Origin of the sequence: Aeromonas sp. S13(2024), from assembly GCF_041402405.1 — a bacterium.
GTDB classification, from domain to species: Bacteria; Pseudomonadota; Gammaproteobacteria; order Enterobacterales; family Aeromonadaceae; genus Aeromonas; species Aeromonas veronii.
On record NZ_JBGLRA010000002.1, the window covers coordinates 151,362 to 176,996 of the forward strand.

Consider the following 25,635-nt stretch of genomic DNA (forward strand, 5'->3'; position numbering starts at 1 on the left):
TCTTTGTCTGTATGGATAGTGACCATGAATGATAGCGACCAATTGCTATGCTGGCTGGCAGCCCCGCTCAGGATTGCAGCAAACTCAGGGCCGCATTGGGGCGACTGTTTGCCTGACTCAAAATCGAAGAGCTCGCCTGCTGCAAGATTTGAGTGCTGACCAAACGCGCCGATTCTACCGCCATGTCGGCGTCCCGGATCCTTGAACGGGCAGCGCTGAGGTTCTCATTGGCATTGGCCAGATTGCGTACCCGTGAATCCAGCGCGTTGGCTTGGGCCCCGAGCCGAGAACGCTGAACACCCAGCTGTTTCATACCCACATCCAGGGTTTTGATGGCCCTGCTGGCGTTGTCGTAACTCAGGACATCAATGTTATCAACGGTGTATTTCTTCTTGTCCTCTTGATAAAAACCAAGCGCATGCAAGCTGGATCCCTGCATATCAATATTGGAATACTTGTCGCCTGATGAGCGCAGCTCCATCTGACCGATATACGTCGTCGATGTAACATCGGGTAACAGAGAGCTCAGAGAGGAACTACTGATCACCGGAGGCGCCGGTGGTGCTGGCTGCGGAGGGGGGGTTGTGCCATTGGCCAGCGCAAGGCTGTTGCCCTGAGCGCTATGCATGGTCAACGCATTGCTGGCGGGATTGCTGTTGTTGGAGGCACTCACATAAAAACCTAGACCTGCCGATTGCGCAGTACTGTTGATGCGTTGAACCACGGTTGCCATGATGGCACTATTTTTTGCTGTCGGATTGACCGGATCCCATCCAGTCATATCAATGCCTGTGGTCAAATCCACAGAGTGACCCGCCACATCGATATAGGAGGGTAATGCGGATAAATCAACCGCGGAGGCGACTGAAAATGGCAGTTGTTGCGCTTGTACCGGCCCCTGATTATTGGGAAAGGTGGTGCCATTAATATCTGCCACGAACGCTTCCAGGGTTGAATAGTCCTTGTCAAAAGTGACGCCATTAAGGGTGATAGGCTGAGATGAAAGCTTGAGATCAGCAATGTCATACGCCCTAGGCTTGCTTCCTGCCGGACTGCGCGCTCGCCACTCCATCTCCCCCAGATTTTTGGTCTGGGCATTGAGATCGGTAATGACGGTATTCTGTCCTGCATAGGCACCGACCAAGAAGATACCTTCGTAACTCCCCGCCAGCAGGTCCTGTCCGGCAAACCGGGTACCTGTGGCAATCCGGTCCATCTCCAACTGCAGTTGCTTGAACTCAGCATTCAGGGCTACGCGATCCTCTGCCGTATTGGCACCGCTTCCCGACTGCAGTGCCAGGGTGCGCATCCGCTGCATCAGGTTCACCGACTCATCAAGCGCCCCATCGGCGACGTTGATCACCGAGATCCCATCATTGGCGTTGCGAATAGCGGTGTTGGTCCCGTTCACTTCACTGGTGAGGCGATTACTGATCTGCAAGCCTGCAGCATCATCAGCGGCACTGTTGATGCGCAAGCCGGATGAGAGTCGTCGATATACCGAATCAAGCATGTTGGATGATTGACCAAGATGGCGAGAAGCATTGAGGGCAGAAATATTGGTAGCGATGGAGAGGGACATGGACAGCTCGATACAGGAAAGATTCAAAATGGTCTCCCCCACTATCGACATCATCAAATGACTCTTTAGCGAAAATCACTATAAAGTAAGGTTAAAACGCTTTATTGACTACATTGCGCACACATAGCGACCAGCGCTGAACAAAAAACAAGCACAACCAACTGTGGCATATAAGATAAACAGCGTGAAACGCCAACATTGAGATTCTGCAAATCTTGCATATGCAACACTCGGGCGTTGTCCAGTTGTACAATTCGTCACTCTGCCATATACCAGCAAAGGCTGGCTTAGCCGCACTATTGCACATAGAATGTGGCCCCTTTTCTTTCTACCATCGGCAAACATCCATGAGCGCTTCCATCTATCTCGTCAAAGGCCGCGAAAAATCCCTGCTGCGTCGCCACCCCTGGATCTTCTCCAAGGGGATTGAGCGGGTTCAGGGCAACCCCATTGACGGCGATACCGTCGAGATCTATGCCAACGATGGCAAGTGGCTCGCCCGTGGCGCCTGGTCAGGCAGCTCCCAGATCCGTGCCCGGGTCTGGACCTTCGACAAGGATGAGACCGTCGATCTCGACTTCTTTATCCGTCGCCTCAAATATGCGCAGGAGTCTCGCGATCCGCTGATCAAGCGCCAGGGCCTCACCGGCTATCGCCTCTGCGCCGCCGAATCCGACGGCCTGCCGGGTCTGACCATCGACCGTTATGCCGATTTTCTGGTGTGCCAGATCCTCTCTGCCGGTGCCGAGTTCCAGCGCGAGCTGATAACGCAAGCACTGCGTACCCTCTACCCCGAGTGCAGCATCTATGAGCGCTCCGACGTGGCGGTACGCAAGAAGGAAGGGCTGAAAGAGCGCACCGGCGTCATCTATGGCGAGACCCCGAACGAGCCGGTGGTCATCGAAGAGAACGGTGGCGTCAAGATCCTGGTGGATATTCGTAACGGCCACAAAACCGGTTTCTATCTGGATCAGCGGGATAACCGTCAGGCTGCTGCCAAGTACACCGAAGGCAAGCGGGTGCTCAACTGCTTCTGCTACACCGGCGGGTTTGGCGTTTATGCCCTCAAGGGCGGCGCCAAGGAAGTGGTCAACGTCGATCTCTCCCAGAATGCGCTGGATATCGCCCGCCAGAACGCCGAGCTGAACGGGCTGGATACCAGCAACACCCAGTTTGTCCGTCACGACGTGTTCAAGCTGCTGCGTGAATATCGCGAGAAGGGCGAGAAGTTCGACGTCATCGTGCTGGATCCACCCAAGTTCGCCGAGAGCAAGGCACAGCTGCTGGGTGCCTGCCGCGGCTACAAAGACATCAACATGCTGGCGTTCCAGCTGCTGGCACCGGGTGGCGTGCTGCTGACCTACTCCTGCTCCGGCCTGATGGAGCAGAGCCTGTTCCAGAAGATCGTTGCCGATGCGGCGCTCGATGCCGGTCGCGATGCCCAGATCCTGGAGCTGCTCTCCCAGGCTTCCGATCACCCCATCGGTACCGCCTATCCGGAAGGCTTCTACCTCAAGGGACTGGTGGTACGCGCCCGCTGAACGGTCGTCATCTTCCCTCGTGATCAATCAGGCCCCTTGCGGGCCTGATTGTTTTGCATCGCGCCGTATAAACCTGAGCCTGACGCTCGCCCCGATGACCACCCTCTCTGCTTTATTCGCGTTCCTTCTCCTCCTCTTTTGCTGCCAGCGCCCCACTTCTTCTCTGTTTAAATTACTTTGCACAATAACTGCACATTTATGATTTAAATCACATCCGTATGACTCTCTTTTCCGTAGTGTGATCCCGCCTGCGGCAGCCAAGCCGGGGCAACCGTCCTATCAGGATTGATGGACGGTACAACAACAAAAATCGATGTCAGGCCAAGCTGAACATCACAAGGGATCCCGTTATGAATCAATCATTGCCGCTGTTAACGCCGCTGCGGGGCATCGCTGCCCTGATGGTGGTGCTGTTCCATGCCCGCTTGTTGCTCTTTCCCCAGTGGATGGAGTCGATCGCAAGCCACACCCAACTCATCGAGAATGGCTACCTCTGGGTCGACCTGTTCTTTATTTTGAGCGGCGTGGTGCTGGCCCATGTCTATGGCGAGGCCTTCACCCGCACGCCCCGCACCGTGGGCTATGGCCGCTTTCTCTGGCTGCGGCTGACCCGCGTCTACCCCCTCTACCTGGTAACCCTGCTGTTGCTGGTCGGCTGGGAACTTTACAAGGCGCAGCACGGAGTAGGCTTCTATGCCGGCCCCTTGTTCAAGATGTGGGAGTGGGAAGGGATGCCGCCTTTCGGTTCCCCCTTCACGCCAGCCGAAGCGCTGCCCAGCGCCTTACTGCTGCTGCAGGTGGTAACCGATCACGGGTTGACCTGGAACTTCGCCGCCTGGTCCCTGAGCGTAGAGTGGATAAGCTACCTGCTGTTCCCGCTGCTGATCCCGCTGGCGGTGACCCGCAGTCGCTGGAGCCATCTCGCCCCCCTACTGGCGCTGACGGTGCTGGCCTTTATCGTGCACAGTCGCGGCACCCTGGATGTCACCAGCGGCGCGCTTGCAGTGGGACGCGGGGTGAGTGAATTTGTGCTCGGCCTCTGGCTGCTGCCGAGGGTGAAGGCCGCGAAAGGCTCGCCCATGATGAAGCATGATCTGCCGCTGCGGTCGCCTTTGTGCTGCCCTTCGCGCTGATGCAGTTCACCATGACGCCACCACTGACACTGCTGCTGATCAGCTCCTACGTGCTGCTGATCTGGATTTGTGCCGCCCAAGGGGAGCGTCAAAGCCCGCTGCTGCACCTTCTGGATAACCCCTTCACCAACTGGCTGGGGGATCTCTCCTACTCCATCTACCTGCTCCATGCGCTGGTACTGCTCACTGGCTGCGAGCTCATCCACTATCTGGCGCCGGGGCTCACCGAGTGGTGGTATGGCCAGACCAACCCGCTGCTGGGGGTGGTGGCCACCTTGCTGATGCTGGCGGTGCTGATCGGGCTCTCGTCGCTGAGCTACAACCTGCTGGAGCGGCCACTGCAACGGCGCCTGCGCCGCTGGGGCAAGTCACGGCAACCGGCGCTGGAGCAAGCCGGATAAGCTAATCTCGCCCTGTCTGGATGAGTTGACGGTTTTATGCCAACTCATCCAGTACCAGTTCATCCAGATTGCTCATCACCCAGGCACTCGGGTGCTGGCTAAATCCAAGCTTGGGGTAGTACGCCACCGCCTGCGGCGCGGCCAGCAGGATCAGCTTGCAGCCCGGCTGCAATTGCAAAAACGTCTCGCGAATAAGGGCTTTGCCAATCCCCTGCCCTTGCACTGACTCGGCTACCGCCAGATCCGAGAGGTAACAACAAAAATGAAAATCGGTCACCGAGCGGGCCACACCGACCAGGGTCTCGCCCTGCCAGGCGGTGATCAACAAATTGGCGTGATCCAGCATGCCCTGCAGGGTAGCAGGATGCTCCAGCGGCCGTCTCGCCCCCAACGAGGTCTGCGCCAACAACGCCGCAAACTGCGTCGTGGTGATGGGGTGGTTAACCAAAAATGTGGTGGTCACTAAGCTCTCCTGTTGTAGATCGGCGGTTGCATGCTTTTGGTCTCTTTGGCGTTCTTTTTGCTGCATCTGTACTGCAATCAATCAGCCAGCGCCGGATCCAGACCGATGACAGGCAAGTGCGGGCAATTCCCTGCTGTTTATGTGAATTCCTGTTCGAACCCCAAGGGGCAAATGTGGCATAATGCCCCGTCCTGTGGCCCTTGGCGGGGCTGCGCTGGCGCACCTTGTCGCCCTTTTCTTCCCCGTCCGGCCTGGCGGTCTTTCATAACTGCCAGTCATCGCTGCCCCTGTTGGCACCGAGGCCACCCATATTTGCGGCTTCTTGTCATTCTCTCTACAAGGCCGCCCATTGACCAAGACGGCTCCACAGAGCCTCTGCTCTGTTTGCAAATAAAAGGGGTAAGTATGTCTTCCATTCGTCTGACCCAATACAGCCACGGCGCTGGCTGCGGCTGCAAAATCTCTCCCAAGGTACTCGACACCATCCTCAAGAGCCAGATCCCGGGCTTCAACGACCCGACCCTGATCGTTGGCAACAGCAGCAAAGATGACGCGGCCGTGGTCGATATCGGCAACGGTCAGGGCATTGTCTCCACCACCGACTTCTTCATGCCCATCGTCGATGACCCCTTCACCTTTGGCCGCATCGCCGCCACTAACGCCATCAGCGATATCTATGCCATGGGCGGCAAGCCCATCGTCGCCATCGCCATCCTCGGCTGGCCCATCAATACCCTGCCCGCCGAAGTGGCCCAGCAGGTGATCGACGGCGGCCGTCAGGTGTGCCATGAAGCGGGGATTTCGCTGGCCGGTGGCCACAGTATCGATGCCCCCGAGCCCATCTTCGGCCTCGCGGTGACCGGTATCGTGCCCCTTGACGCCATCAAGCAGAACGATACCGCCAAGGTGGGTGACACCCTCTATCTGACCAAGCCCCTTGGTATCGGTATCCTCACCACCGCCCAGAAGAAGGGCAAGCTCAAACCTGAACACGAGCAGCTGGCCCCCAACGCCATGTGCACCCTCAACAAGATTGGCCAGCGCTTTGCCGAGCTGCCGGGTGTGCACGCCATGACCGACGTCACCGGTTTTGGTCTGGCTGGCCATCTGCTGGAGATGTGTGAAGGATCCAATGTCAGTGCCCGCCTCGACTTCAAGGCGCTGCCGCTGCTGGATGAGGTGGATTACTACCTGAGTGAGGGCTGCGTTCCGGGCGGTACCCTGCGCAACCACGACTCCTACGGCCACAAGCTGGATGCCATGGACGATCGCACCCGCAACATCATGTGCGACCCGCAAACCAGCGGCGGCCTGCTGGTCGCCGTGGGTAAAGAGAGCGAAGCCGAGCTGCTCGCCATCGCGCAAGAAGCTGGCCTAGAACTCTCGCCCATCGGTCAGATCAAGCCCCTTGAGGGCTCCCGCTTTATCGAGATTGTCCAATGAGTGAATTGCCACTGGCCACGGACTACGCCCAGATTTTTTTAGGCGATGTGCCGTTGATTGATGTGCGCGCCCCCATCGAGTTCAAGGAGGGGGCCTTCCCTTGCTCGACCAACCTGCCCTTGATGACAGACGATGAGCGCGCCCAGGTGGGGACCTGCTTCAAGAAGCAGGGTCAGGCCGCCGCCATTGAGCTTGGACACAAGCTGGTGGGGGGAGCAGTGCGTGCCGAACGACTCGAAGGCTGGCTGGCGCAGTTGCGCCAGCAGCCCGATGCCCTGCTCTACTGCTTTCGCGGCGGCCTACGCTCGCAAACCGTACAACAGTGGCTGGCTGATGCCGGGGTGACTCGCCCCCGCGTCGCCGGTGGCTACAAGGAGCTGCGCCGCTTCCTGATCGACACCCAGGACAAGGCCTCTGCAGAGTGCCGCTGGACTGTGCTGACCGGCATGACCGGCTCCGGCAAGACCCATATGCTGGACCATGTGGCCCAGGCGCTCGATCTGGAAGGACACGCCCATCACAGGGGCTCGTCGTTTGGTCAGCTGCCCGGCGGCCAGCCCAGCAACATCAACTTTGAAAACAACATGGCCATCGAACTGCTCAAGCGCCGCCATCAGGGCGAGCATGCCTTCGTGGTCGAAGATGAGAGTCGCCTGATCGGCCGCTGCTGCCTGCCCCTCTCCCTCCATGAGGCCATGAGTCAGGCACCGCTGGTGGTGGTAGATGTTCCGCAAATCGATCGGGCCGAGCAGATCCGCGAAGATTACGTGCACGATCTCTGGCTGCGCTATCAAGCCATGTATGGCCAGGAAGCCGGGTGGCCGCTGTTTGCCGCCTACCTCACCGATGCGTTGGCCCGTCTCAAGCGCCGCCTCGGCGATCAGGCCCATCGTGAGCTGGATGCCCTGATGCAGACCGCTCTCACCGAGCAGGAAAAGAGCGGCGATACCGCGCAGCATCTGGCCTGGATCACGTTGCTGCTGACCCGCTACTACGACCCCATGTATCTCTACCAGCTTGGCAACAAGCAGGAGCGCATCGTATTCCGCGGTGACAAACAGGCCTGTCTCGACTATTTCGCCGAGCAGCATGCCAGCTCGCTGCGCGGCTGACCCATCCCAAGAGAGGAACTCTATGTTGAAATTCGAGGTGATCCCGGTCACCCAGTTCGCCCAGAACTGCTCCCTCATCTGGTGTGACGAGACCCATCAGGCGGCCCTGATCGATCCGGGCGGCGAAGCGGAAAAACTGCTGGCCGCCATCGCCAAGCGCGGCCTGACCCTGACTCACATCCTGCTGACCCACGGTCATCTGGATCATGTGGGTGCCGCCGCCGCTCTGCGGGAAAAGACCGGCGTCGCCATTACCGGCCCCCACAAGGAGGACGCCTTCTGGCTCGACATGCTGCCCCAGCAGAGCCAGATGTTCGGCTTCGCCCATACCCCCGCCTTCACGCCGGATCGCTGGCTGGAGCAGGGTGACAAGGTGCAGCTTGGCCAGTGCGAGCTGGAGGTCTACTTCTGCCCCGGCCACACCCCGGGTCATATCGTGCTGCTGAGTCAGGCCGAAAAACTCGCCTGGGTTGGCGACGTGTTGTTTGCCGGCAGCATCGGCCGCACCGACTTCCCCCGTGGCGATCACGGCACGCTGATCAAGTCGATCACCGACACCCTGCTGCCGCTGGGTGACGAGATCGTCTTTATCCCGGGCCACGGCCCCAGCTCCACCTTCGGTCGCGAGAAGGTGAGCAACCCCTACCTGACCCAGCCTATCTGGTGATCAAAAAAAGCAGCGGTGTTAGCCGCTGCCTTTCCTTCTCTGCTCTCTTTTTCATTCTCGATTCCTGCCATCCGACCAGCCATGTCCCACCTGCGTTCCACATTTCAGCATGCCCATTTGTCTCTTTCGCCCAATAAAAATCCCCACCCGGGGGTGAGGATTGATTTATAGGTGCAACCGTCTGGTGGCTTATTGTGCCAGCAGGTGACCGACCAGCTCATGACGCCACCCTTGCAGCAGCATCGGTTTGTCGCTGCGGGCCCGCTCTTCGTCGTTCATCCGCCAGCTCCAGGTGAAGTACTGGTGAATGATCTTCTTGCTGGCAATCAGCTCGGGCGGAATATTGCTCGCCTTGGCCTTCTCTTCCACCATGGCCTTGATGCGCTTGAGCTCGGCCTTGTACTGGGGGAAGTCCACCAGCCGACGAATGGGCTCGGGCCAGCTGTCAGGATCGCTCTGCTGCGCCTTGGCGACGATATCGAGCATCCGCTTGCCGTGGATCTTGATCTCGATGGGCGAGAGGCCGAGCTCGTTGAGATCCCGCAGGGAGGCAGGACGACGCTCCGCCACCTTGAACAGGTGCAGCTCTTTCACCACAAAATTGAGGGCCAGATCCCGGCGCACCGCCTCTTGCTGGCGCCAGGCGGCCAGCTCGCGCAGAATGGCGAGCTCGCGGCGACCCAGTTGCCAGGCGTTGACGATTTCGAGATAGGCTTGACGTGGATCGCTACCCTGGGTCTTGCGGGCGGAGTGGTTTTGGCACTCCTGCTCGAACCAGGCAAACTTGCCGCTTTCCCGCAGTTTGGCCATCACCTTCTCGTAGAGCGGCATCAGGTAGAAGACATCCGCTGCCGCGTATTCGAGCTGACGCGGTGTAAGCGGGCGGGCCAGCCAGTCGGTGCGCGCCTGATCTTTTTCCAGCTCGACCCCGAGGAATTCATTCACCAGCGCACCAAAGCCGACCGAGACCCCGTAACCGAGAAAGGCGGTAGCCAGCTGGGTATCGTGCATCTGGTTGGGCAGGTGGCCCGCCTGATGCTGGATAAGCTCCAGATCTTCGCCAGAGGCGTGCAGGATGGCGATCTGCCCTTCCCTGCCCAGTCGTTGCCAGAGGGCGGAGAGATCCAGCGTCAGCGGATCCAGCAGCGCCAGATGCTCGCCGTCATAGATCTGGAACAGGCCAAGCTGGGGGTAGTAGGTACGGGTGCGAACGAATTCAGTATCGATAGCCAGGGGAACGTCGGCCAGAGAAGCGAGATACTGCTCAAGTTCGTCTTGCTGAGTGATAAGTTGATAGTGCATCTGTGCCTGCGCGGTTGATCAGGGCCAAAAAGAAAAAACCGTGGGATGACCCACGGTTTTGCATAACGACGGTGCTGGTTTGCAGAAGATTCTGCAGCCGCAGTCCGGTTATTGCTTGGCAATCTCCTCGTCGCGCAGTACGCGGCGCAGGATCTTGCCCACATTGGTCTTGGGAAGTTCGTCACGAAATTCTACCAGTTTCGGCACCTTATAGGCAGTCAGATGTTTGCGACAGTGGGCAATAATCTCGTCCTCCTGCAATTTTGCATCTTTCTTGACCACAAAGATCTTCACCAACTCGCCGGAGACCTTGTGCGGCACGCCAACGGCGGCCACTTCCAGCACTTTCGGGTGCAGGGCAACGACATCTTCGATCTCGTTCGGATAGACGTTGAAACCGGAGACCAGGATCATGTCCTTCTTGCGGTCAACGATCTTGAAGAAGCCCTGCTCGTCGCACACCGCGATATCACCGGTACAGAGCCAGCCATCCTGCATCACTTCGGCTGTCGCCTCGGGGCGCTGCCAGTAGCCCACCATCACCTGCGGGCCGCGCACCTGCATTTCGCCGGGGGTGCCGAGAGCGTGGATCACCTGACCGTTGTCATCCACCAGACGGATCTCGGTAGAGCAGACCGGCAGACCGATGGAACCGTTGTAGTCGGTCAGATCGTAGGGGCAGACGCTCACCAGTGGTGAGCACTCGGTTAGGCCATAGCCTTCCAGCAGCGGGGTATCGGTCAGCGTCTTCCACTTCTCCGCGACCGCGCGCTGCACCGCCATGCCACCACCGATGGTCAGCTTGAGCTTGTCAAAGGCGATCCCCTGAAACTCTTCATTGTTGACCAGCGCATTGAACAGGGTGTTCACGCCGGTAATGCAGGTAAACGGGTACTTCTTGATCTCTTTGACAAACCCCGGGATGTCGCGCGGGTTGCTGATCAGCAGGTTGTAACCGCCGATACGCATAAACAGCAGGCAGTTCACGGTCAGGGCAAAAACGTGGTAGAGCGGCAGCGCAGTGACCACGAACTCCTTGCCACGCTCCAGCATGGGGCCGTAGACGCCGAGGCACTGTTCGACGTTGGCAATCATGTTGCGATGAGTCAGCATGGCCCCTTTGGAGAGGCCGGTGGTCCCACCGGTGTACTGCAGGAAGGCGAGATCGTCGTTGGTGATCTCCGGCTTGATGTACTGCAGAAAACGCCCTTTGGAGAGGGACTGACGCATGGTAGTGGCGTGGGGCAGATTGTATTTCGGCACCAGCTTCTTGACGTACTTGACCACGAAGTTGACCAGGGTGCCCTTGGCCAGCCCCAGATTGTCCCCCATCCGGGTCAGGATGACGTGCTTGATCGGGGTGTCGTAGACCACCTTTTCCAGGGTATGGGCAAAGTTGGAGACGATGACGATGGCTTTGGCACCGGAATCTTTGAGCTGATGCTCCAGCTCGCGCGGGGTATAGAGCGGGTTGACGTTGACCACGATCATGCCGGCGCGCAGGATGCCGAACACGGCGATGGGGTATTGCAGCAGGTTAGGCATCATCACCGCAACCCGATCCCCTTTCTCCAGCTTCAGCTCGTTTTGCAGATAGGCAGCAAAGGCGCGGGACTGCTCTTCCAGTCGGCGGTAGGTGATGGTTTGGCCCATGTTGACGAAGGCGGGCTGATCGGCAAACTGGGTCACCGAGGATTCGAACATCTCGACCAGGGAGCTGTATTGGTCTGGATTGATCTCGGCGGGGACCCCTTCCGGATAACGTTTCAGCCAGACTTTTTCCACAAACTTCTCCTGCATAACTAGCACCTGTGCGCTCACTGTGTTGCCTCCGTCCCGGTTCACATCCATTTTAATCGGTTGTTTTAAGCTGATGCTCTAATGCCGCCCATATTTACACAGCGCAACATCAATTAACAGCAAATTAACAACAGAAAAATGTGAGGGAGAAAACAAACCTGGAATTATTGAAAGCTGGCGATTCTACCGAACTTGACAAAACTTTACGATACAAACGGCCGTATCAACCGAATTTTCCATATGAAAATGGTGGTTTCCACCCAATATGACCCGCTCGATCTGCTGGAAGGCATCCTGACGGGCCTGCCATTGGGCTTCAAGCGCAGCAAAGCCCTGCTCCCCCTGAATCAACAGCACAGGACAACGGATAGCCGCCATCAATGCACGAGCCTGCCCTTCGCTCATTCTAAGGGGCGAAAGATCCCGCAAGCGGGGGTCGCTGCGCCAGTGCCAGCGCCCTGCCCTCATCTCAAGCTGCCGCTCACAGATAAGACGCGCCGACTGCGGCGTGATATCCGCCACTTTGCAACGAGCAGCCACGGCTTCATCGATGGAGGCAAAGCCGTTGGCACTGCGCTCCCGGGTGCGACTGCGGTTTAAAATCGCACGTCGCAGCTGGGCAGGTACCTCCTCATCGGGCTGACTGAGCGGGCCCAGCCCCTCCAGCATGATCAGCCGTTCCACCTGTTCGGGAAACACCCCGGCATAGGTCGAGGCGATCAACGCCCCGAGGGAGTGACCGAGCAGAGTGAAGCGTGACCAGCCCGCCGCCTGCACGATCTGGTAGAGATCGTCCAGCCAGTCGACAAAAACATAAGGGGTGGTCTTGTGATCGGAGTGACCGTGCCCCGGCAGATCGACACAGATGAGGTGAAAATCTCCCAGATGCGGCGCCAGCGGCAAGAAGCTGGCACTGTTGTCGAGCCAGCCGTGCAGCGCAATCAGCAGGGGTTTGCCCTGCTGAGCCTGATCCGCGAGTTGATTCTCAAGCAGGGCCACCTGCCGACCATCTGCCAAGGTGAGCAGACGTTCGTGCAGAGTGCTTTTGATGCTCTTGATCATGGCAAGCCTTAGCGACGCAGCGGCCGTCTCGGCCAGAAGGGATCATAGAAGGGGTCATAGAAGTAGGGGTCCATATAGCGTACCTCCACCTCTTTGACTGGCGGCCACAGCTTGCTGCCCGTCACATTGAGCACAGAAAAGCGGTACTTGTGCTCGCCAATCTGGCTATCAACCGGTTTGCCTATGGTGCCCAGCACCGTCAGGCTGCGCCCCTTGGCGTAGAGGGTCGGATCGACAAAACCCTTCATGATGGCCAGAAAACGGCCCGGGCTCTCCTCGGTCTGCTCCGGCACACCGTTGGACTTGAGCGGCAAGTAGACCACTTCAATGACGCTCTGCTCCGCCTTGTTGTGCACCGCCGAGATAACGCCGCTCCAGCGGGCCGGTTTGCCCTCCATTCCGCCAAGGGCGGGCTGATAGGCCACCAGTTGGTTTTCTGGCTCATAGGCCAGCTCTTTGGGGACCGAGCTGCAGGCCCCGAGCAGCAGAGCCAGCGCCCCGACCACCATCCCGCGTTTCATCATGTCGCTTCTGCTATTACGCATCATGTCACTCTCCTGTTGCCAGCGTGGCCCGTCGGGCCATCCGCTTGTGTTGCAGCTGATGAGCGGCAAGAGCGACATGACGTCAGCGCTCCTGCCCTTATTCGCGACCCGGCAGTTTTTTCCAGGTCACCTTGTCACGCAAATAGACCGGCGTCGCCTGTTCAACCGGTACCGCCTCCCCCGCCAGCCAGGCGGCGCGGGCCAGCGGCAACATGTCTTCTGCCGCCGGGAAACGCACCTGACTCTCCGCCAGCTCATCGGCCAGACCACTCAGGGTCTCGCCATAGGTTTCAAAACCGGTGCCGACGCAGGTCACAGGGCCCGCCAGCTTGCCACCGGCGTCAACCAACGCCACGGGATCGCTCACCACCTCGTCACCCACCAGCTGCATGCGGCCATCAATCAGCTCATAGCGGCCGAAATAGACCTCGTTCATCCGCGCATCGATGGCGGTCAGCACCTGCTGGGCGCCATCCAGTCGATAGGCTCCTTGCGCCATGGCAGCCAGGGTCGAGATGCCAATCAGAGGCACACCCGCACCAAACGCCAGACCTTGCGCCACACTGATGCCGATCCGCACGCCGGTAAAGGAGCCCGGGCCGCGACCAAACGCGATGGCATCAAGGTCACTCAAACTTATCCCGGCATCCTCTAACACAGCCTGAACCATGGGCAGGATTTTTCGGGTGTGATCCCGTGGCGCCTCCTCCCAGCGGGAGAACAGCTTGTCACCCACCAGCAAGGCGGCGGAGCAGGCTTCGGTGGCGGTATCAACGGCCAGGATCTTCAACTCGTTCATGCTTTCCAATCTCTATAAAATCAGTCAATTACATAACAGGCAAGCGAGATATGCTCACCCGTTGTTCAAATCTGTTAGCTGGCGGCACACTTATTCACCGCGTTCAGTGCGATCGAAAAAACTCCCCAACGTTCCCAACTCCCGGGTGCGAGGGATGGCGGGCAGACTCTTGATAAAGGTGGCGCCATAAGGCTTGTTGACCATGCGTGGATCACAGATCACCAGTACCCCGTGATCACTGCGATCACGAATAAGCCGCCCCACCCCCTGCTTGAGGGCAATCACCGCCTTGGGCAACTGCAGCTCGGCGAAGGGATCACCCCCCTTGAGCTTGCAATCATCCACCCGCGCCTTGAGCAGCGGATCATCGGGGCTGGCAAACGGCAGCTTGTCGATGATAACACACGACAACGCCGCCCCTCGCACGTCGATCCCCTCCCAGAAGCTGCTGGTAGCCACCAATACGGCGCGGCCATTCTCGACAAACTCCTTGAGCAACCGCTGCTTGTTGTCCTCCCCCTGCAGCAAGACGGTGCGGCCAATCTCCCGGCGCAGCACCTCGGCTACCTGACGCATCACCTGATGGCTGGTGCAGAGGAAGAAACAGCCCCCTGGCGTCTTGTTGATGAGGGGGATCATCAGATTGGCCAGCTGCTCTCCACGGCCAAAGGCGTTGGGCTCCGGTAGATAACGGGGCACACAGAGACGCGCCTGCTCGCCATAGTCGAACGGGCTGTCGAGAATAAGCTCGGCGCTATCCGCCAGCCCCAGCTCGGCCTTGAAGTGATCAAAACGCATATCCACCGTCAGGGTGGCGGAGGTGAAGACCCAGGCCACTTCCGGTCTTTGCACCTCGGCACTGAATCGCTCGGCCACCGACAGCGGCGTCAGATTGAGGGTGAAATGAAGCCGTGAGCAATCGTACCAGTAGGAGAAACCGGTCTGGTTAACCGCCAGCACCTCGCCAAGACGGGTGCGCAGTTCACTGATGCGCTCGAAGGCGTGATCCAGCTGCTCACCCCGGCCGAGAGCCAGTTTGAGCACTTCGTAGCAAAGCCCGATGGCGTCGTTGAGACGAGCCAAAGCCTGCCCCCAAAGCGGCTGGCGCAGCATGTCGCGGGTATTGCCGCGACCGCCATCCACTCCGAAGGCAAGACGCAAATCCTGACTGGCGATAGCGAGCCGGTCCGCCGCCTTGCCGAGCTGGGCCATGTCGTGCGCCTCTGCCCGATAGGCCAGCTGGATATCCTGCGCCAGATCCTGAATTGTTCGGCTGCCTACCGACTTGCCGAAGTAGTTGGTAGCGATCTCCGGCAACTGATGGGCTTCATCAAACACATAGACTTGCGCCTCCGGCACCAACTCACCAAATCCCGTGTCTTTCACCGCCATATCGGCGAAGAAGAGGTGATGGTTGATCACCACCACCTGGGCATCCATGGCGCGGCGTCGAGCCACCACCAGATGGCAGTCGTCGTAATAGGGGCAGTCGCGACCGAGACAATTGTCGTTGGTGCTGGTGACGTGGGCGAGGATCTCGGCGTTCTCCTGCAATCCCGGAATATCTCCCACATCGCCGTTATCGGTAGCAGTGGACCAGGATTTGACCTTCACCAGATCGTTCAGGATTTCAGGCTTTTGCAGATGGGATTCGCTCAAGAGCCGGTTCATCCGCTCGATGCAGAGATAGTTGCTGCGACCCTTGAGCAGGGCCACCGGCGGGGTGTAGGAGAGCGCGCCGGTAATGGTCGGGAGATCCCGATAGAAGAGCTGCTCCTGCAGGTTCTTGGAGCCGGTGCTGATCACAACCCGCTTGCCGGATTCCAGCGCAGGCACCAGATAGGCGTAGGTCTTGCCGGTACCGGTTCCTGCCTCAACCAGCAGACGGCCACCACTCTTGATGGCGCGCGCGACCGCTTCGGCCATCTCCAGTTGGGGAGCGCGGGCTTTGAAACCGTCGATATGGCTGGCCAGAGGGCCATCTGGCTTGAACAGGGTCTGGATGGTCAAAAGGGCGTCCCGCAGCAAAAGCGGCCATTATGCCAAAAGCGCGGCAAAAGCGGGACAGATAATCTGCCTAGACGAACAGATCGATCTGATGCTCGGGATCCGGCTTGTGATCACCCCCCTCCGCCTTGGGCTGATCACGCTTGGCGGGCGTGCTATACGCCTGCTGGCGCTGCTGGGAGTCACTGTTGTCAGTGCTGGTCTTGCGCAGCTGATGCTTCTTGCTGATCTGGTTCACTTCCCGCTTGATCTCTTCGCTGCCGGGCGCGGCAGGCGCCCGGGGCAAAATGGGGAACAACAGGTCCTGGCTGGGCATGATGGCGACTCCTGCAGGGGTTATTGTCTAGTTATCGACCAGAAAACCGTTTTCGCCACTTTAATCGATCAAATCACAATTTCGGGTTGCATTTTCTGTCAAGGCAGGTAGTTTAAATCAGGCGTCAATTACGACATCTTATTTTGTAAAGGATTGATTACATGAAGTTCACCACCCTGAAGACTCATCACCACCATCATCATCCCGACTAGTCTTTCAGGAGGTTGACTGCTGGAGGACACTTAACTGGTGACTTCCAAAAGGACCGCAAGATTCATAAACCCTCGGAAGCACCCACTTCCGAGGGTTTTTTCGTTTTTGACTAGAAGGAAATCGAGCAATGGAAACACAACGTCTACGTATCGCCATGCAAAAGTCCGGTCGTCTGAGCCAGGACTCCCAAGCCCTGTTCAAGAGCTGTGGCCTGAAAATAAACCTGCGCGAGCAGCGCCTTATCGCCCATGTCGAGAACATGCCCATCGATATCCTGCGGGTGCGTGATGACGACATCCCAGGTCTGGTGATGGAAGGGGTGGTCGACCTTGGCATCATCGGCGAAAACGTGCTGGAAGAGGTGCAGCTTATTCGCGCCTCACAGGGCCTGCCATTCGAGGTCAAAACCCTCAAGCAGCTCGACTTCGGTGGCTGCCGCCTCTCGCTGGCGGTGCCGGAAGATGTGACCTACACAGGGCCAGCGAGCCTGGCCGGCAAGCGCATCGCCACCTCCTACCCCGGGCTGCTCAAGCGCTTCTTTGACGAAAAGGGGCTCGGCTTCAAGAGCGTGATGCTGGGCGGCTCGGTGGAAGTGGCCCCCCGCGCGGGTCTGGCCGATGCCATCTGCGATCTGGTCTCCACCGGCGCGACCCTGGAGGCTAACGGTCTGAAAGAGGTGGAGGTGATCTACCGCTCCAAGGCGGTACTGGTACAGGCCCCCAACCCCTTGTCCGATGCCAAGCAGAAGCTCATCGACAAACTGCTGCCCCGCATTCAGGGGATGCAGCAGGCCCGCGAGAGCAAGTACATCATGCTGCACGCCCCCAAAGACAAGCTCGATGCCATCACCGATCTGCTACCGGGTGCCGAGCGCCCCACCATCATGCAACTGGCCGGTGACACCAATCAGGTGGCGCTGCACGTCGTCTCCAGCGAGACCCTGTTCTGGGAGACCATGGAGCAGCTCAAGGCTCTGGGTGCCAGCTCCATTCTGGTGCTGCCCATCGAAAAAATGATGGAATAAGGAAGGGATATCATGCAGACCCTGATCTGGAAAACCCTCTCCCCCGCCCAGCAGGCCGACGTGCTGACCCGACCGGCCTTGAGTGACGAGGCGGATATCGGCGCCGTGGTGCGAGATATCATCGCCGCTGTGCGCAGCCGTGGCGATGAGGCCCTGCGCGAGCTGAGCCAGCGCTTCGAGCGCGCCCCCCGTGAACAGCTGCGCGTTAGCGAGGCCGAGATTGAAGCCGCCTGCGCGCTGCTGGATGACGACATCAAAAATGCCATCGAAGCGGCCATTGCAAACATTCGAACCTTCCATGCCGCACAAGTACAGCCGGTGGTAAGAGTGGAAACCCAACCAGGTGTGGTGTGCGAGCTGCGCACCCAGCCCATCAGCCGGGTCGGCCTCTATGTGCCGGGGGGCAGCGCACCGCTCCCCTCCACCGTGATGATGCTGGCCATTCCGGCGGCTATCGCCGGTTGCCGTGAAGTGGTGCTCTGCACCCCGTCCCCCGCCAGCGACGAAATTCTGTTTGCTGCCCGCGCCTGCGGCGTCGAGAAGGTGTTTGCCATCGGCGGCGCGCAGGCCATCGCGGCGATGGCTTACGGCACCGAGAGCATTCCCAAGGTGGACAAGATCTTCGGCCCGGGCAACGCCTATGTGACCGAAGCCAAGGGGCAGGTATCCCGCGACTGGCGCGGCGCTGCCATCGATATGCCAGCCGGCCCCTCCGAGGTGCTGGTGATTGCCGACGAGAGCGCCAACCCCGCCTTCGTGGCAGCGGATCTGCTCTCCCAGGCCGAGCACGGCCCCGACAGCCAAGTTGTGCTGGTGACCACCTCGCCGTTGTTGGCCGATGCCATCGCAGGGGAAATTAAAAGCCAGCTGACCAAGCTGAGCCGCCGCGATATCGCCGCCCAGGCGCTCGGCAGCAGTCTGGTGATCCTCTGTGACGATCTGGCCGAGGCGTGCGCCATCTCCAACGCCTACGCGCCGGAGCACCTGATTGTGCAGACCCAGGCCCCCCGCGACCTGCTGGATAAACTCGAGAACGCCGGTTCCATCTTCCTGGGGGCATGGACTCCCGAGTCGGTCGGTGATTACGCCAGCGGCACCAACCACACTCTGCCCACCTACGGCTATGCCCGTACCTGCTCGAGCCTGGGCCTTGCTGACTATCAGCGCCGCTACACGGTGCAGGAGCTGAGCGTCGAGGGTATTCGCGGCCTTGGCCCCATTGTCGAACGCATCGCTCAGGCCGAAGGGCTCGATGGTCACAAGAACGCCGTGACGCTGAGATTGAACGCCCTGGCCGCCGCGCCCCAACCAACAGCACAGCAGAAGGATTTGTCATGAGCATTGCCAATCTGGCGCGCCGCGTGGTGCGGGCCCTAACCCCTTATCAATCCGCCCGCCGTATCGGCGGCAAGGGCCACGTCTGGCTCAACGCCAACGAGGCGCCACAGGCCTATCCCTTCACCATCGAGGGGAGCCGCCTCAACCGCTACCCCGAGTGCCAGCCCGCCGAGGTGGTGAACAGCTATGCCGCCTACGCCGGGGTCAACCCCGAGCAGGTGCTGGTCAGTCGCGGCGCCGACGAGGCCATCGAGCTGCTGATCCGCACCTTCTGCGAAGCGGGTGAAGATCAGATCCTGATCTGCCCGCCTACCTACGGCATGTACGCCATCAGCGCCGAAACCTGTGGCGTTGGCATCGTCGAGCAGCCGCTGACCGCCAGCCGCCAGCCCGACTGGCCCGCTATCGCCGATCGCCTTGGCGATGTGAAGCTGGTGTTTCTCTGCTCCCCCAACAACCCCACCGGGGATCTGGTGGGGCGCGACGGCCTTATCGCTTTGCTGGAAAAAGCGCGGGATCGCGCCATCGTGGTGGTGGACGAGGCCTATATCGAGTTCTGCCCAGAGGCGTCCGTGGTGGACCTGCTGGCCCGCTTCCCCAATCTGGTGGTGACCCGCACCCTCTCCAAGGCCTTTGCACTGGCAGGGATCCGCTGCGGCTTTACGCTGGCAAGCCCAGAGGTGATCGCCATGCTGGCCAAGGTGATCGCCCCCTATCCCATCCCCGAGCCCATCGCACAGATCGCAGCGCAGGCCCTCTCCCCCATGGGACTGGAGCTGATGCAGGAGCGAGTGGTGGAGCTCAACAAGCAAAAAGCCGCCTTCAAGGCCGCGCTCGGCGAACTTTCCTGCGTAAAAGAGGTATTCGAAGACAAGGGCAACTTCGTGCTGGTGCGCTTTGTGGATGGCGCCACCGTCTTTGCCGCCATGAAGGCCGCCGGCATCATACTGCGGGATTTCTCCAGCAAGCCGGGTCTGGACAACAGCATTCGCGTCACCATCGGCTATCAGGGCGAGATGGATGCCGTGCTGGCGGTACTGCGTGATCTGCCCTCTCCCACTTTGTAAGACAAGGATGTAGCGATGAAGACCCCGTTTTTGTTTATCGACCGCGACGGCACCCTGATTGAAGAGCCGGTGACCGACAAGCAGGTGGATAGCCTCGCCAAGCTGCGCTTCGAGCCCATGGTCATTCCGGTGCTGCGCGAGTTGCAGGCCGCCGGCTACGTGCTGGTGATGGTGACCAATCAGGATGGGCTGGGCACCGCCAGCCTGCCGCTGGAGAACTTCCAGCCGCCCCACGACCTGATGATGCACCTGTTTGAATCCCAAGGGGTGAAGTGGGAGCAGGTGCTGATCTGCCCGCACTTCCCCACCGATGGCTGCAGCTGTCGCAAGCCCCACCTTGGGCTGGTGAAGGATTATCTCGCCTCCGGTCGCATCGACTTTGCCAACTCCTTCGTGATTGGCGATCGCCAGACCGATCTGCAGCTGGCCGAGAATATGGGCATTGGCGGTATTCGCTACCACCCGCAGGATCACGACTGGCTCGCCATCCGTGATCAGCTGCTCTCCAAAGGACGAGTTGCCGAAGTAGAACGTTACACTAAAGAGACCCGCATCCAGGCGGCAGTGGATTTAGACAAGAGCGGCGGCAACCAGATCGCCACCGGCATCGGCTTCTTTGATCACATGCTGGATCAAATTGCCACCCACGCCGGTTTCCAGCTCAAGCTGAACGTCAGCGGCGATCTGCATATCGACGATCACCACACGGTGGAAGACGTTGGGCTGGCGCTGGGTCAGGCGCTGCGTCAAGCCCTTGGCAACAAGCGCGGCATCGGCCGCTTCGGCTTTGTGCTGGCGATGGACGAGGTGCAGGCAGTGATCGATGCGCGCCCGCTGACCGAGCAGGAGGTGAGCACAGCGCTGGATCTCAGCGGTCGCCCCTACTTTGTGTTTGACTGCCCGAGTGGCTTTGGCCGCGACAAGGTGGGCGAGATGGCCACCGAGATGGTGCCCCACTTCTTCCGCTCGCTGTCGGATGCCATGGCCATCACATTGCAGATGAAAGTGGGCAGCGGCAATACCCACCATCAGGTGGAGGCTCTATTCAAAGGCTTTGGCCGCGCCCTGCGTCAGGCCATCCGGGTGGAAGGGAGCGAGCTTCCCTCCAGCAAGGGAGTGCTGTGATGGATGTGAGCAAGCAGAAGCTGGTCATTATCGATACTGGCTGCGCCAATCTGGCCTCGGTCAGAATGGCGTTCGAGCGCCTCGGCGTGCAGCCGCTGGTCTCCAGCCAGGCCGCCGATATCGAGCAGGCGGACAAACTGATCATGCCCGGCGTCGGCACCGCGGTAGCCGCCATGAAAAACCTCAATGAACGGGGGCTGGTGCCCCTTATTCGCGCCGCCAAGCAGCCGCTGCTGGGCTTTTGCCTCGGCATGCAGATGCTGGCAGAGGCCTCCGAAGAGAGCATGGGTACGGATGACTCGTCAGAGCGGCTTATCGACTGCCTTGGCATAGTGCCGGGCAAGATCCGGCTGATGGAGGTGGGCACCTTACACCAGTCAAGCATGCGCCTGCCCCATATGGGCTGGAATCAGATTGAGCATGATGAGAGCCATCCTCTGCTCAAGGGGATCCCGAGCGGCAGCTACTTCTACTTCGTGCACTCCTATGCGCTGGAGGTGACCGAAGCGACGCTGGCGACCTGTGACTACGGCAAGCCGTTTACCGCGATTGTGGCCCGTGACAACTTCTTTGGCGCCCAATTCCACCCGGAGCGCTCAGGCGCAGCCGGTGCCCGTTTGCTGCAAAATTTTCTGGAGCTGTGACTAGCATGATCATTCCCGCAATTGACCTTATCAACGGTCAGGTGGTTCGCCTCTATCAAGGGGACTACGAGCAGAAGACCGAATACAGCAGCAGCCCGCAGGCCCGCTTCGATGAATATGTCTCCCAGGGGGCGGTGCAGCTCCATCTGGTGGATCTGGACGGTGCCAAGGATGCCAAGGCGCGCCAGCTGCCCCTGCTGACCCAACTGCTGTCGGCCACCGAAGCACCGGTGCAGGTCGGTGGCGGCGTGCGCACCGAACAGGATGTGGCGGATCTGCTGGCCGCCGGCGCCAGCCGGGTGGTGATTGGCTCCACCGCCGTCAAATCCCCGGATCTGGTGGCCAGCTGGATGGAGAAATATGGCCCCGAGCAGATCGTGCTGGCGCTGGACGTCAATATCGATGAGCAGGGCAATCGCCATATCGCAGTGGCGGGCTGGCAGGAGAACAGCGGTGTGACCATCGAGGCACTGATCGAGCGCTTCCTCCCCGCCGGGCTCAAGCATGTGCTCTGCACCGACATCAGCCGTGACGGCACCCTGGCTGGCACCAACGTCGAGCTCTATCGGGATCTCTGCGCCCGCTACCCGAGCGTCGCCTTTCAAGCCTCCGGCGGCATTGGCGGCATCGCGGATATCGAGGCGCTCAAGGGCTCCGGCGTCAAGGGGATCATCCTTGGCCGCGCCCTGCTGGAGGGCAAGTTCTCGGTGGGTGACGCCATCGCCTGCTGGCAAGCGCCCGCGGCCGTTACCACAGGAGGCAACTGATGCTGGCAAGACGCATTATCCCCTGCCTCGACGTGAAAGATGGCGTGGTAGTCAAAGGGGTGCAATTTCGCAACCATGAGGTGATGGGCGGCATTGTCGAGCTGGCCCGTCGCTACGCCGAAGAGGGCGCTGACGAGCTGGTGTTCTATGACATCACCGCCTCCAGCGATGCCCGGGTAGTGGACAAGAGCTGGGTGAGCCGGGTAGCGGAGGTGATCGATATCCCCTTCTGCGTCGCCGGTGGCATCAAGAGCGTCGAAGATGCCCGCCAGATCCTCGAATTTGGCGCCGACAAGGTCTCCATCAACTCTCCGGCGCTGGCCGATCCGACTCTGATCAGCCGACTGGCCGAGCGCTTTGGCGTGCAGTGCGTGGTGGTGGGTATTGATTCCTACTTCGACGCCGAAACGGGCCACTATCAGGTCAAACAGTTTACCGGTGACGAGAGCCGCACCCGCACCACCGCCTGGCACACCCTCGATTGGGTGCAGGAGGTGCAAAAGCGCGGCGCGGGCGAAATCGTGCTGAACGTGATGAATCAGGACGGCATGCGTCAGGGTTATGATCTCGACCAGCTCAAGCTGGTGCGCAGCGTCTGCAAGGTGCCGCTGATTGCCTCCGGCGGCGCCGGTGCCATGGCGCACTTTCGCGATGCCTTTACCCTCGCCGATGTGGACGGGGCGCTGGCCGCCTCTGTGTTCCACAAGGGCCTTATCCCCATTCCCGAATTGAAACGCTGGCTGAAAACCGAAGGAGTCGCCATCCGTGAATAATCAAGAGATTGCAAACCAGATCCCGCTCGTGGAGCGGCTCGACTGGGAAAAGTGTGATGGCATGATCCCCGCCATCGTACAGCATGCCGCCAGCGGCGAGGTGCTGATGCAGGGCTTTATGACCCGCGAGGCGTTGGAGAAGACCCAGACTACCGGTCAGGTCACCTTCTTTAGCCGCAGCAAACAGCGACTCTGGACCAAGGGTGAAAGCTCGGGCAATGTGCTCCAACTCGTGGCCATCAGCACCGACTGCGATCAGGACTCCCTGCTGATTGCCGCCAACCCCGTCGGCCCCACCTGCCACAAGGGCACTACCTCCTGCTTTAACGGCCACCCGCTGCCACCACTCGGTTTTCTGGCTGAGCTGGAGCAGGTGCTGGCCGCCCGCAAAGGGGCCGATCCGGCCACCAGCTACACCGCCAGCCTCTATGGCAAGGGCACCAAGCGCATCGCCCAGAAGGTTGGTGAGGAAGGTGTTGAAGTGGCGCTGGCCGCCATGGCCAAGGATCGGGAGGAGCTCATCAACGAATCCGCCGATCTGCTCTACCACCTGACCGTGCTGCTGCAAAACGAAGGGCTGGGATTACAGGATGTCGTTCAGCGGCTTTATAAGCGGCATAATAAATAAGTTGATAGTAAAGCCGGGTTATCCCGGCTTTATTTAGTCAAGATGCACGGCTAGCTCAACTAAATTTTTATACGTTGTTAAGCGTCGCTCCAATAGTGACAGTTCCTTTTCTGCCAAAATAGTATTTTCTTCTACAGTCAAATTCCGCATACGCCTAACACAATCTATTGTTAACGAGATAAAACGAGATGAATATTCATCATCTAAAGTCGGCTTCAATAGCCCCTCATAAGACATGACTAAAATGTTTCTCAAGGAAACCATATATTCATTATCTTTAAATGGATTTGCATATCGTTCACCATCGGCATCCTTAATATAACTTCCTATTGCACTCCCTGCTTTTATAAAACATTGAAAATGTTGTTCTTCATACTCACTTGTCAGACTATTAAAACCTTTCAAAGTAGGATGGTTATCTGTCTTAGGCATTTTGCCATCCACTACAGCGCGATAATCTTCATTATTTTTCTCGCATAGAGAGAACATGTAAACAAGAAAAATCAGATTTAATGTGCAACCTTGGTAATTAACGATGGAAGCGATAGTTCTATCAAGCACTTGCTCTGTTTTTCTTAAGTTCAATGAAAAATGATCACAGACAGCTGTCAATATATTTACCAACACTTCGCTATCAGTGACCTCAGGCCATACATTAACGTTATCGAACTGCTGCTTTTTATATGATAACGCCTGTTGAATAAACTCTCGCCGAGATATAGTGCTTAACGTAAAGCGTCTATGAAAAAATCGTCCAAGATAGCTTTCTGCATCAAAACCATCGCCATAAATGACCTTTATAGCATGCTGCAACTGCTCAGTATCCGTTGCCAACACAAACACCACGCCCTTAATATCAAAGATATGCTTGATAGTCTCCAGCATTTCTACGGCATAAGAAGGACGACAACGATCAAGCTCATCTATCAAAATAAATGCGGGATAATCCAGTTCTCCTTCACTTAAACCAACAGCTCCCTCAACCCATTGCCGGATCTCTTGTTTAAGATACTGAATAGATTCATAACGCTCTTTGTGATTGCTACAAAGCGTATCAACCAGCTTATCTGCATCTTCGCCTTCCACAGAAAAGTCACTATCTTCCCATCCAGCTTTTTTAATGGCTGAATTGAGCGCCAATTTCCCGCCCACTTTGAGTAAACCCAATAGTTTGGACTTGATGCTATCAGGTATTGCTACCTTATTTCCTGTTGCATCTCTCAATTGATCGATAATCGATGAAATCACCGTCAATAAGGGATCATCGGAAAAGTCCTGCTGCCAGGCATCGATATAGACGGTGGGATAGTGCGCTTTCAGCTCCATATACCAGCGCTTGATAAACCAGGTTTTCCCTGCCCCCCATTCGGCATTGAGGTTAAGCACATAGTTGCGTTGCTTGCCTTCGGCGGCGAGGTAGTTGGTCAGAAATTCGGCATAGCGGGCGCGATCCAGCCGGTCGGCACTCAAGATCTCTTCGCTACCCGCAATGGCCCCCGGCCCGTCCCACTGAACTACGTCATCCCAATTAAACGGTGCCACTGCCATCTCGTACCTCTCCATATTGCGTTGCTGAGGATGATATCAGGAGCACAGTGAAAATAGTTTGATTAAAGACCTGTTTGTTGCCCTTTCTGCCGCTCGGGCTGGCGTATTTGATTGCTGATTAATTTCTCTGCTGCTAACCAATAATGCCGGGCCGATAAAGGGAGGAACACGGTGATCTGTACAGCCACAGACTCGGTTGATTGCCTTTGAGCTCGCCAACGATGACAACCGTGTGACATGGCGCAGAACTTGCGGAAATAAACGCGAAACCTGACCTGTTCGGTGCTTTATTTAAAGCTGTTGATCTCTGTTGCGCGTCTTGTTCAACCGACCCA

22 protein-coding genes, 1 pseudogene and 1 other annotated feature are annotated in these 25,635 nt (G+C 58.5%); of the genes and pseudogenes, 13 read left to right on the plus strand and 10 right to left on the minus strand.

Annotation, left to right across the window (positions count from 1 at the left end):
* Window positions 1–67: 67 nt before the first annotated feature.
* Window positions 68–1,636: a flagellin gene (locus ACB042_RS04415; protein WP_371177881.1), complete on the minus strand. Its 1,569-nt coding sequence runs from the start codon at window positions 1,634–1,636 to the stop codon at window positions 68–70.
* A gap of 293 nt (window positions 1,637–1,929) precedes the next feature.
* On the opposite strand from ACB042_RS04415, the gene ACB042_RS04420 reads away from it, so the two are divergent.
* Together ACB042_RS04420 and ACB042_RS04425 are read left to right on the plus strand one after the other, a co-directional pair.
* Window positions 1,930–3,123, plus strand: a complete 1,194-nt coding sequence (locus ACB042_RS04420; RefSeq protein WP_005336736.1) for a class I SAM-dependent methyltransferase — start codon at window positions 1,930–1,932, stop codon at window positions 3,121–3,123.
* A gap of 350 nt (window positions 3,124–3,473) precedes the next feature.
* Window positions 3,474–4,657: pseudogene (locus ACB042_RS04425) on the plus strand (acyltransferase family protein).
* A gap of 34 nt (window positions 4,658–4,691) precedes the next feature.
* Here the strand turns inward: ACB042_RS04425 and ACB042_RS04430 are convergent.
* Window positions 4,692–5,120: a GNAT family N-acetyltransferase gene (locus ACB042_RS04430; RefSeq protein ID WP_371177882.1), complete on the minus strand. Its 429-nt coding sequence runs from the start codon at window positions 5,118–5,120 to the stop codon at window positions 4,692–4,694.
* 405 nt (window positions 5,121–5,525) lie between these two features.
* Between ACB042_RS04430 and selD the strand changes: the two genes are divergently transcribed.
* Genes selD through ACB042_RS04445 form a run of 3 tightly spaced genes read left to right on the plus strand, consistent with a single transcriptional unit; the run spans window position 5,526 to window position 8,342 of the window.
* Window positions 5,526–6,563: a selenide, water dikinase SelD gene (gene selD, locus ACB042_RS04435; protein WP_139408216.1), complete on the plus strand. Its 1,038-nt coding sequence runs from the start codon at window positions 5,526–5,528 to the stop codon at window positions 6,561–6,563.
* Window positions 6,560–7,675 (plus strand): tRNA 2-selenouridine(34) synthase MnmH, encoded by a 1,116-nt coding sequence (mnmH, locus tag ACB042_RS04440; RefSeq protein WP_371177883.1) that lies wholly within the window; start codon window positions 6,560–6,562, stop codon window positions 7,673–7,675. The genes selD and mnmH overlap by 4 nt, the downstream gene beginning before the upstream one ends.
* A 22-nt stretch (window positions 7,676–7,697) precedes the next feature.
* On the plus strand, window positions 7,698–8,342 hold the full coding sequence (locus ACB042_RS04445; protein ID WP_371177884.1) for an MBL fold metallo-hydrolase: 645 nt from the start codon (window positions 7,698–7,700) through the stop codon (window positions 8,340–8,342).
* A gap of 189 nt (window positions 8,343–8,531) precedes the next feature.
* Here the strand turns inward: ACB042_RS04445 and rnd are convergent, their stop codons facing one another.
* From rnd to ACB042_RS04480, 7 genes are all read right to left on the minus strand, one after another.
* Complete coding sequence (gene rnd, locus ACB042_RS04450) at window positions 8,532–9,644, minus strand: ribonuclease D (protein WP_019446433.1); 1,113 nt, start codon at window positions 9,642–9,644, stop codon at window positions 8,532–8,534.
* Window positions 9,645–9,752: 108 nt separating this feature from the next.
* Window positions 9,753–11,429, minus strand: a complete 1,677-nt coding sequence (gene fadD / locus ACB042_RS04455) for a long-chain-fatty-acid--CoA ligase FadD (protein ID WP_371178015.1) — start codon at window positions 11,427–11,429, stop codon at window positions 9,753–9,755.
* Window positions 11,430–11,627: 198 nt separating this feature from the next.
* Complete coding sequence (locus ACB042_RS04460) at window positions 11,628–12,506, minus strand: alpha/beta hydrolase (protein WP_323970202.1); 879 nt, start codon at window positions 12,504–12,506, stop codon at window positions 11,628–11,630.
* A gap of 8 nt (window positions 12,507–12,514) precedes the next feature.
* A complete protein-coding gene (locus ACB042_RS04465; protein ID WP_323970237.1) occupies window positions 12,515–13,030 on the minus strand; it encodes a Slp family lipoprotein in 516 nt (171 codons plus the stop codon).
* A 118-nt stretch (window positions 13,031–13,148) separates the two neighbouring features.
* Entirely contained in the window at window positions 13,149–13,850 is a 702-nt protein-coding gene (gene tsaB, locus ACB042_RS04470) for a tRNA (adenosine(37)-N6)-threonylcarbamoyltransferase complex dimerization subunit type 1 TsaB (RefSeq protein ID WP_219594273.1), read from the minus strand.
* Window positions 13,851–13,940: 90 nt separating this feature from the next.
* Entirely contained in the window at window positions 13,941–15,860 is a 1,920-nt protein-coding gene (locus ACB042_RS04475; protein WP_219594274.1) for an ATP-dependent DNA helicase, read from the minus strand.
* 67 nt (window positions 15,861–15,927) lie between these two features.
* Window positions 15,928–16,173 carry a hypothetical protein gene (locus ACB042_RS04480; protein ID WP_371177885.1) on the minus strand — a complete coding sequence of 82 codons (246 nt, stop codon included), beginning with the start codon at window positions 16,171–16,173 and terminating at the stop codon, window positions 15,928–15,930.
* A gap of 187 nt (window positions 16,174–16,360) precedes the next feature.
* Window positions 16,361–16,485: a sequence feature (His leader region), on the plus strand.
* Between the two features lie 28 nt (window positions 16,486–16,513).
* On the opposite strand from ACB042_RS04480, the gene hisG reads away from it, so the two are divergent.
* From hisG to hisIE, 8 genes are read left to right on the plus strand one after another with little or no spacing between them, the layout of a single operon-like run.
* On the plus strand, window positions 16,514–17,410 hold the full coding sequence (gene hisG, locus ACB042_RS04485; protein ID WP_127005645.1) for an ATP phosphoribosyltransferase: 897 nt from the start codon (window positions 16,514–16,516) through the stop codon (window positions 17,408–17,410).
* 12 nt (window positions 17,411–17,422) lie between these two features.
* Complete coding sequence (gene hisD / locus ACB042_RS04490) at window positions 17,423–18,748, plus strand: histidinol dehydrogenase (RefSeq protein WP_371177886.1); 1,326 nt, start codon at window positions 17,423–17,425, stop codon at window positions 18,746–18,748.
* A complete protein-coding gene (hisC, locus tag ACB042_RS04495) occupies window positions 18,745–19,815 on the plus strand; it encodes a histidinol-phosphate transaminase (RefSeq protein WP_371177887.1) in 1,071 nt (356 codons plus the stop codon). Before hisD ends, hisC begins: the two co-directional genes overlap by 4 nt.
* Window positions 19,816–19,830: 15 nt before the next feature.
* Window positions 19,831–20,940 carry a bifunctional histidinol-phosphatase/imidazoleglycerol-phosphate dehydratase HisB gene (hisB, locus tag ACB042_RS04500; RefSeq protein ID WP_371177888.1) on the plus strand — a complete coding sequence of 370 codons (1,110 nt, stop codon included), beginning with the start codon at window positions 19,831–19,833 and terminating at the stop codon, window positions 20,938–20,940.
* A complete protein-coding gene (hisH, locus tag ACB042_RS04505) occupies window positions 20,940–21,584 on the plus strand; it encodes an imidazole glycerol phosphate synthase subunit HisH (RefSeq protein ID WP_371177889.1) in 645 nt (214 codons plus the stop codon). Before hisB ends, hisH begins: the two co-directional genes overlap by 1 nt.
* 5 nt (window positions 21,585–21,589) lie before the next feature.
* Window positions 21,590–22,351 (plus strand): 1-(5-phosphoribosyl)-5-[(5-phosphoribosylamino)methylideneamino]imidazole-4-carboxamide isomerase, encoded by a 762-nt coding sequence (gene hisA, locus ACB042_RS04510; RefSeq protein ID WP_043850846.1) that lies wholly within the window; start codon window positions 21,590–21,592, stop codon window positions 22,349–22,351.
* Window positions 22,351–23,124 (plus strand): imidazole glycerol phosphate synthase subunit HisF, encoded by a 774-nt coding sequence (hisF, locus tag ACB042_RS04515; protein ID WP_019446757.1) that lies wholly within the window; start codon window positions 22,351–22,353, stop codon window positions 23,122–23,124. The genes hisA and hisF overlap by 1 nt, the downstream gene beginning before the upstream one ends.
* On the plus strand, window positions 23,117–23,752 hold the full coding sequence (gene hisIE, locus ACB042_RS04520) for a bifunctional phosphoribosyl-AMP cyclohydrolase/phosphoribosyl-ATP diphosphatase HisIE (RefSeq protein WP_371177890.1): 636 nt from the start codon (window positions 23,117–23,119) through the stop codon (window positions 23,750–23,752). Before hisF ends, hisIE begins: the two co-directional genes overlap by 8 nt.
* A 33-nt stretch (window positions 23,753–23,785) precedes the next feature.
* Here the strand turns inward: hisIE and ACB042_RS04525 are convergent, their stop codons facing one another.
* Window positions 23,786–25,300 (minus strand): P-loop NTPase fold protein, encoded by a 1,515-nt coding sequence (locus tag ACB042_RS04525; RefSeq protein WP_371177891.1) that lies wholly within the window; start codon window positions 25,298–25,300, stop codon window positions 23,786–23,788.
* Between the last annotated feature and the right edge of the window lie 335 nt (window positions 25,301–25,635).

Bases quoted from the DNA above. Each gene is read 5' to 3' on its own strand.
- ACB042_RS04415 (WP_371177881.1), bottom strand. From the start codon at position 1,636: ATGATGTCGATAGTGGGGGAGACCATTTTGAATCTTTCCTGTATCGAG.
- ACB042_RS04420 (WP_005336736.1), top strand. From the start codon at position 1,930: ATGAGCGCTTCCATCTATCTCGTCAAAGGCCGCGAAAAATCCCTGCTG.
- selD (WP_139408216.1), top strand. From the start codon at position 5,526: ATGTCTTCCATTCGTCTGACCCAATACAGCCACGGCGCTGGCTGCGGC.
- mnmH (WP_371177883.1), top strand. From the start codon at position 6,560: ATGAGTGAATTGCCACTGGCCACGGACTACGCCCAGATTTTTTTAGGC.
- ACB042_RS04445 (WP_371177884.1), top strand. From the start codon at position 7,698: ATGTTGAAATTCGAGGTGATCCCGGTCACCCAGTTCGCCCAGAACTGC.
- rnd (WP_019446433.1), bottom strand. From the start codon at position 9,644: ATGCACTATCAACTTATCACTCAGCAAGACGAACTTGAGCAGTATCTC.
- ACB042_RS04460 (WP_323970202.1), bottom strand. From the start codon at position 12,506: ATGATCAAGAGCATCAAAAGCACTCTGCACGAACGTCTGCTCACCTTG.
- ACB042_RS04465 (WP_323970237.1), bottom strand. From the start codon at position 13,030: ATGATGAAACGCGGGATGGTGGTCGGGGCGCTGGCTCTGCTGCTCGGG.
- tsaB (WP_219594273.1), bottom strand. From the start codon at position 13,850: ATGAACGAGTTGAAGATCCTGGCCGTTGATACCGCCACCGAAGCCTGC.
- ACB042_RS04480 (WP_371177885.1), bottom strand. From the start codon at position 16,173: ATGCCCAGCCAGGACCTGTTGTTCCCCATTTTGCCCCGGGCGCCTGCC.
- hisG (WP_127005645.1), top strand. From the start codon at position 16,514: ATGGAAACACAACGTCTACGTATCGCCATGCAAAAGTCCGGTCGTCTG.
- hisD (WP_371177886.1), top strand. From the start codon at position 17,423: ATGCAGACCCTGATCTGGAAAACCCTCTCCCCCGCCCAGCAGGCCGAC.
- hisC (WP_371177887.1), top strand. From the start codon at position 18,745: ATGAGCATTGCCAATCTGGCGCGCCGCGTGGTGCGGGCCCTAACCCCT.
- hisB (WP_371177888.1), top strand. From the start codon at position 19,831: ATGAAGACCCCGTTTTTGTTTATCGACCGCGACGGCACCCTGATTGAA.
- hisH (WP_371177889.1), top strand. From the start codon at position 20,940: ATGGATGTGAGCAAGCAGAAGCTGGTCATTATCGATACTGGCTGCGCC.
- hisA (WP_043850846.1), top strand. From the start codon at position 21,590: ATGATCATTCCCGCAATTGACCTTATCAACGGTCAGGTGGTTCGCCTC.
- hisF (WP_019446757.1), top strand. From the start codon at position 22,351: ATGCTGGCAAGACGCATTATCCCCTGCCTCGACGTGAAAGATGGCGTG.
- ACB042_RS04525 (WP_371177891.1), bottom strand. From the start codon at position 25,300: ATGGCAGTGGCACCGTTTAATTGGGATGACGTAGTTCAGTGGGACGGG.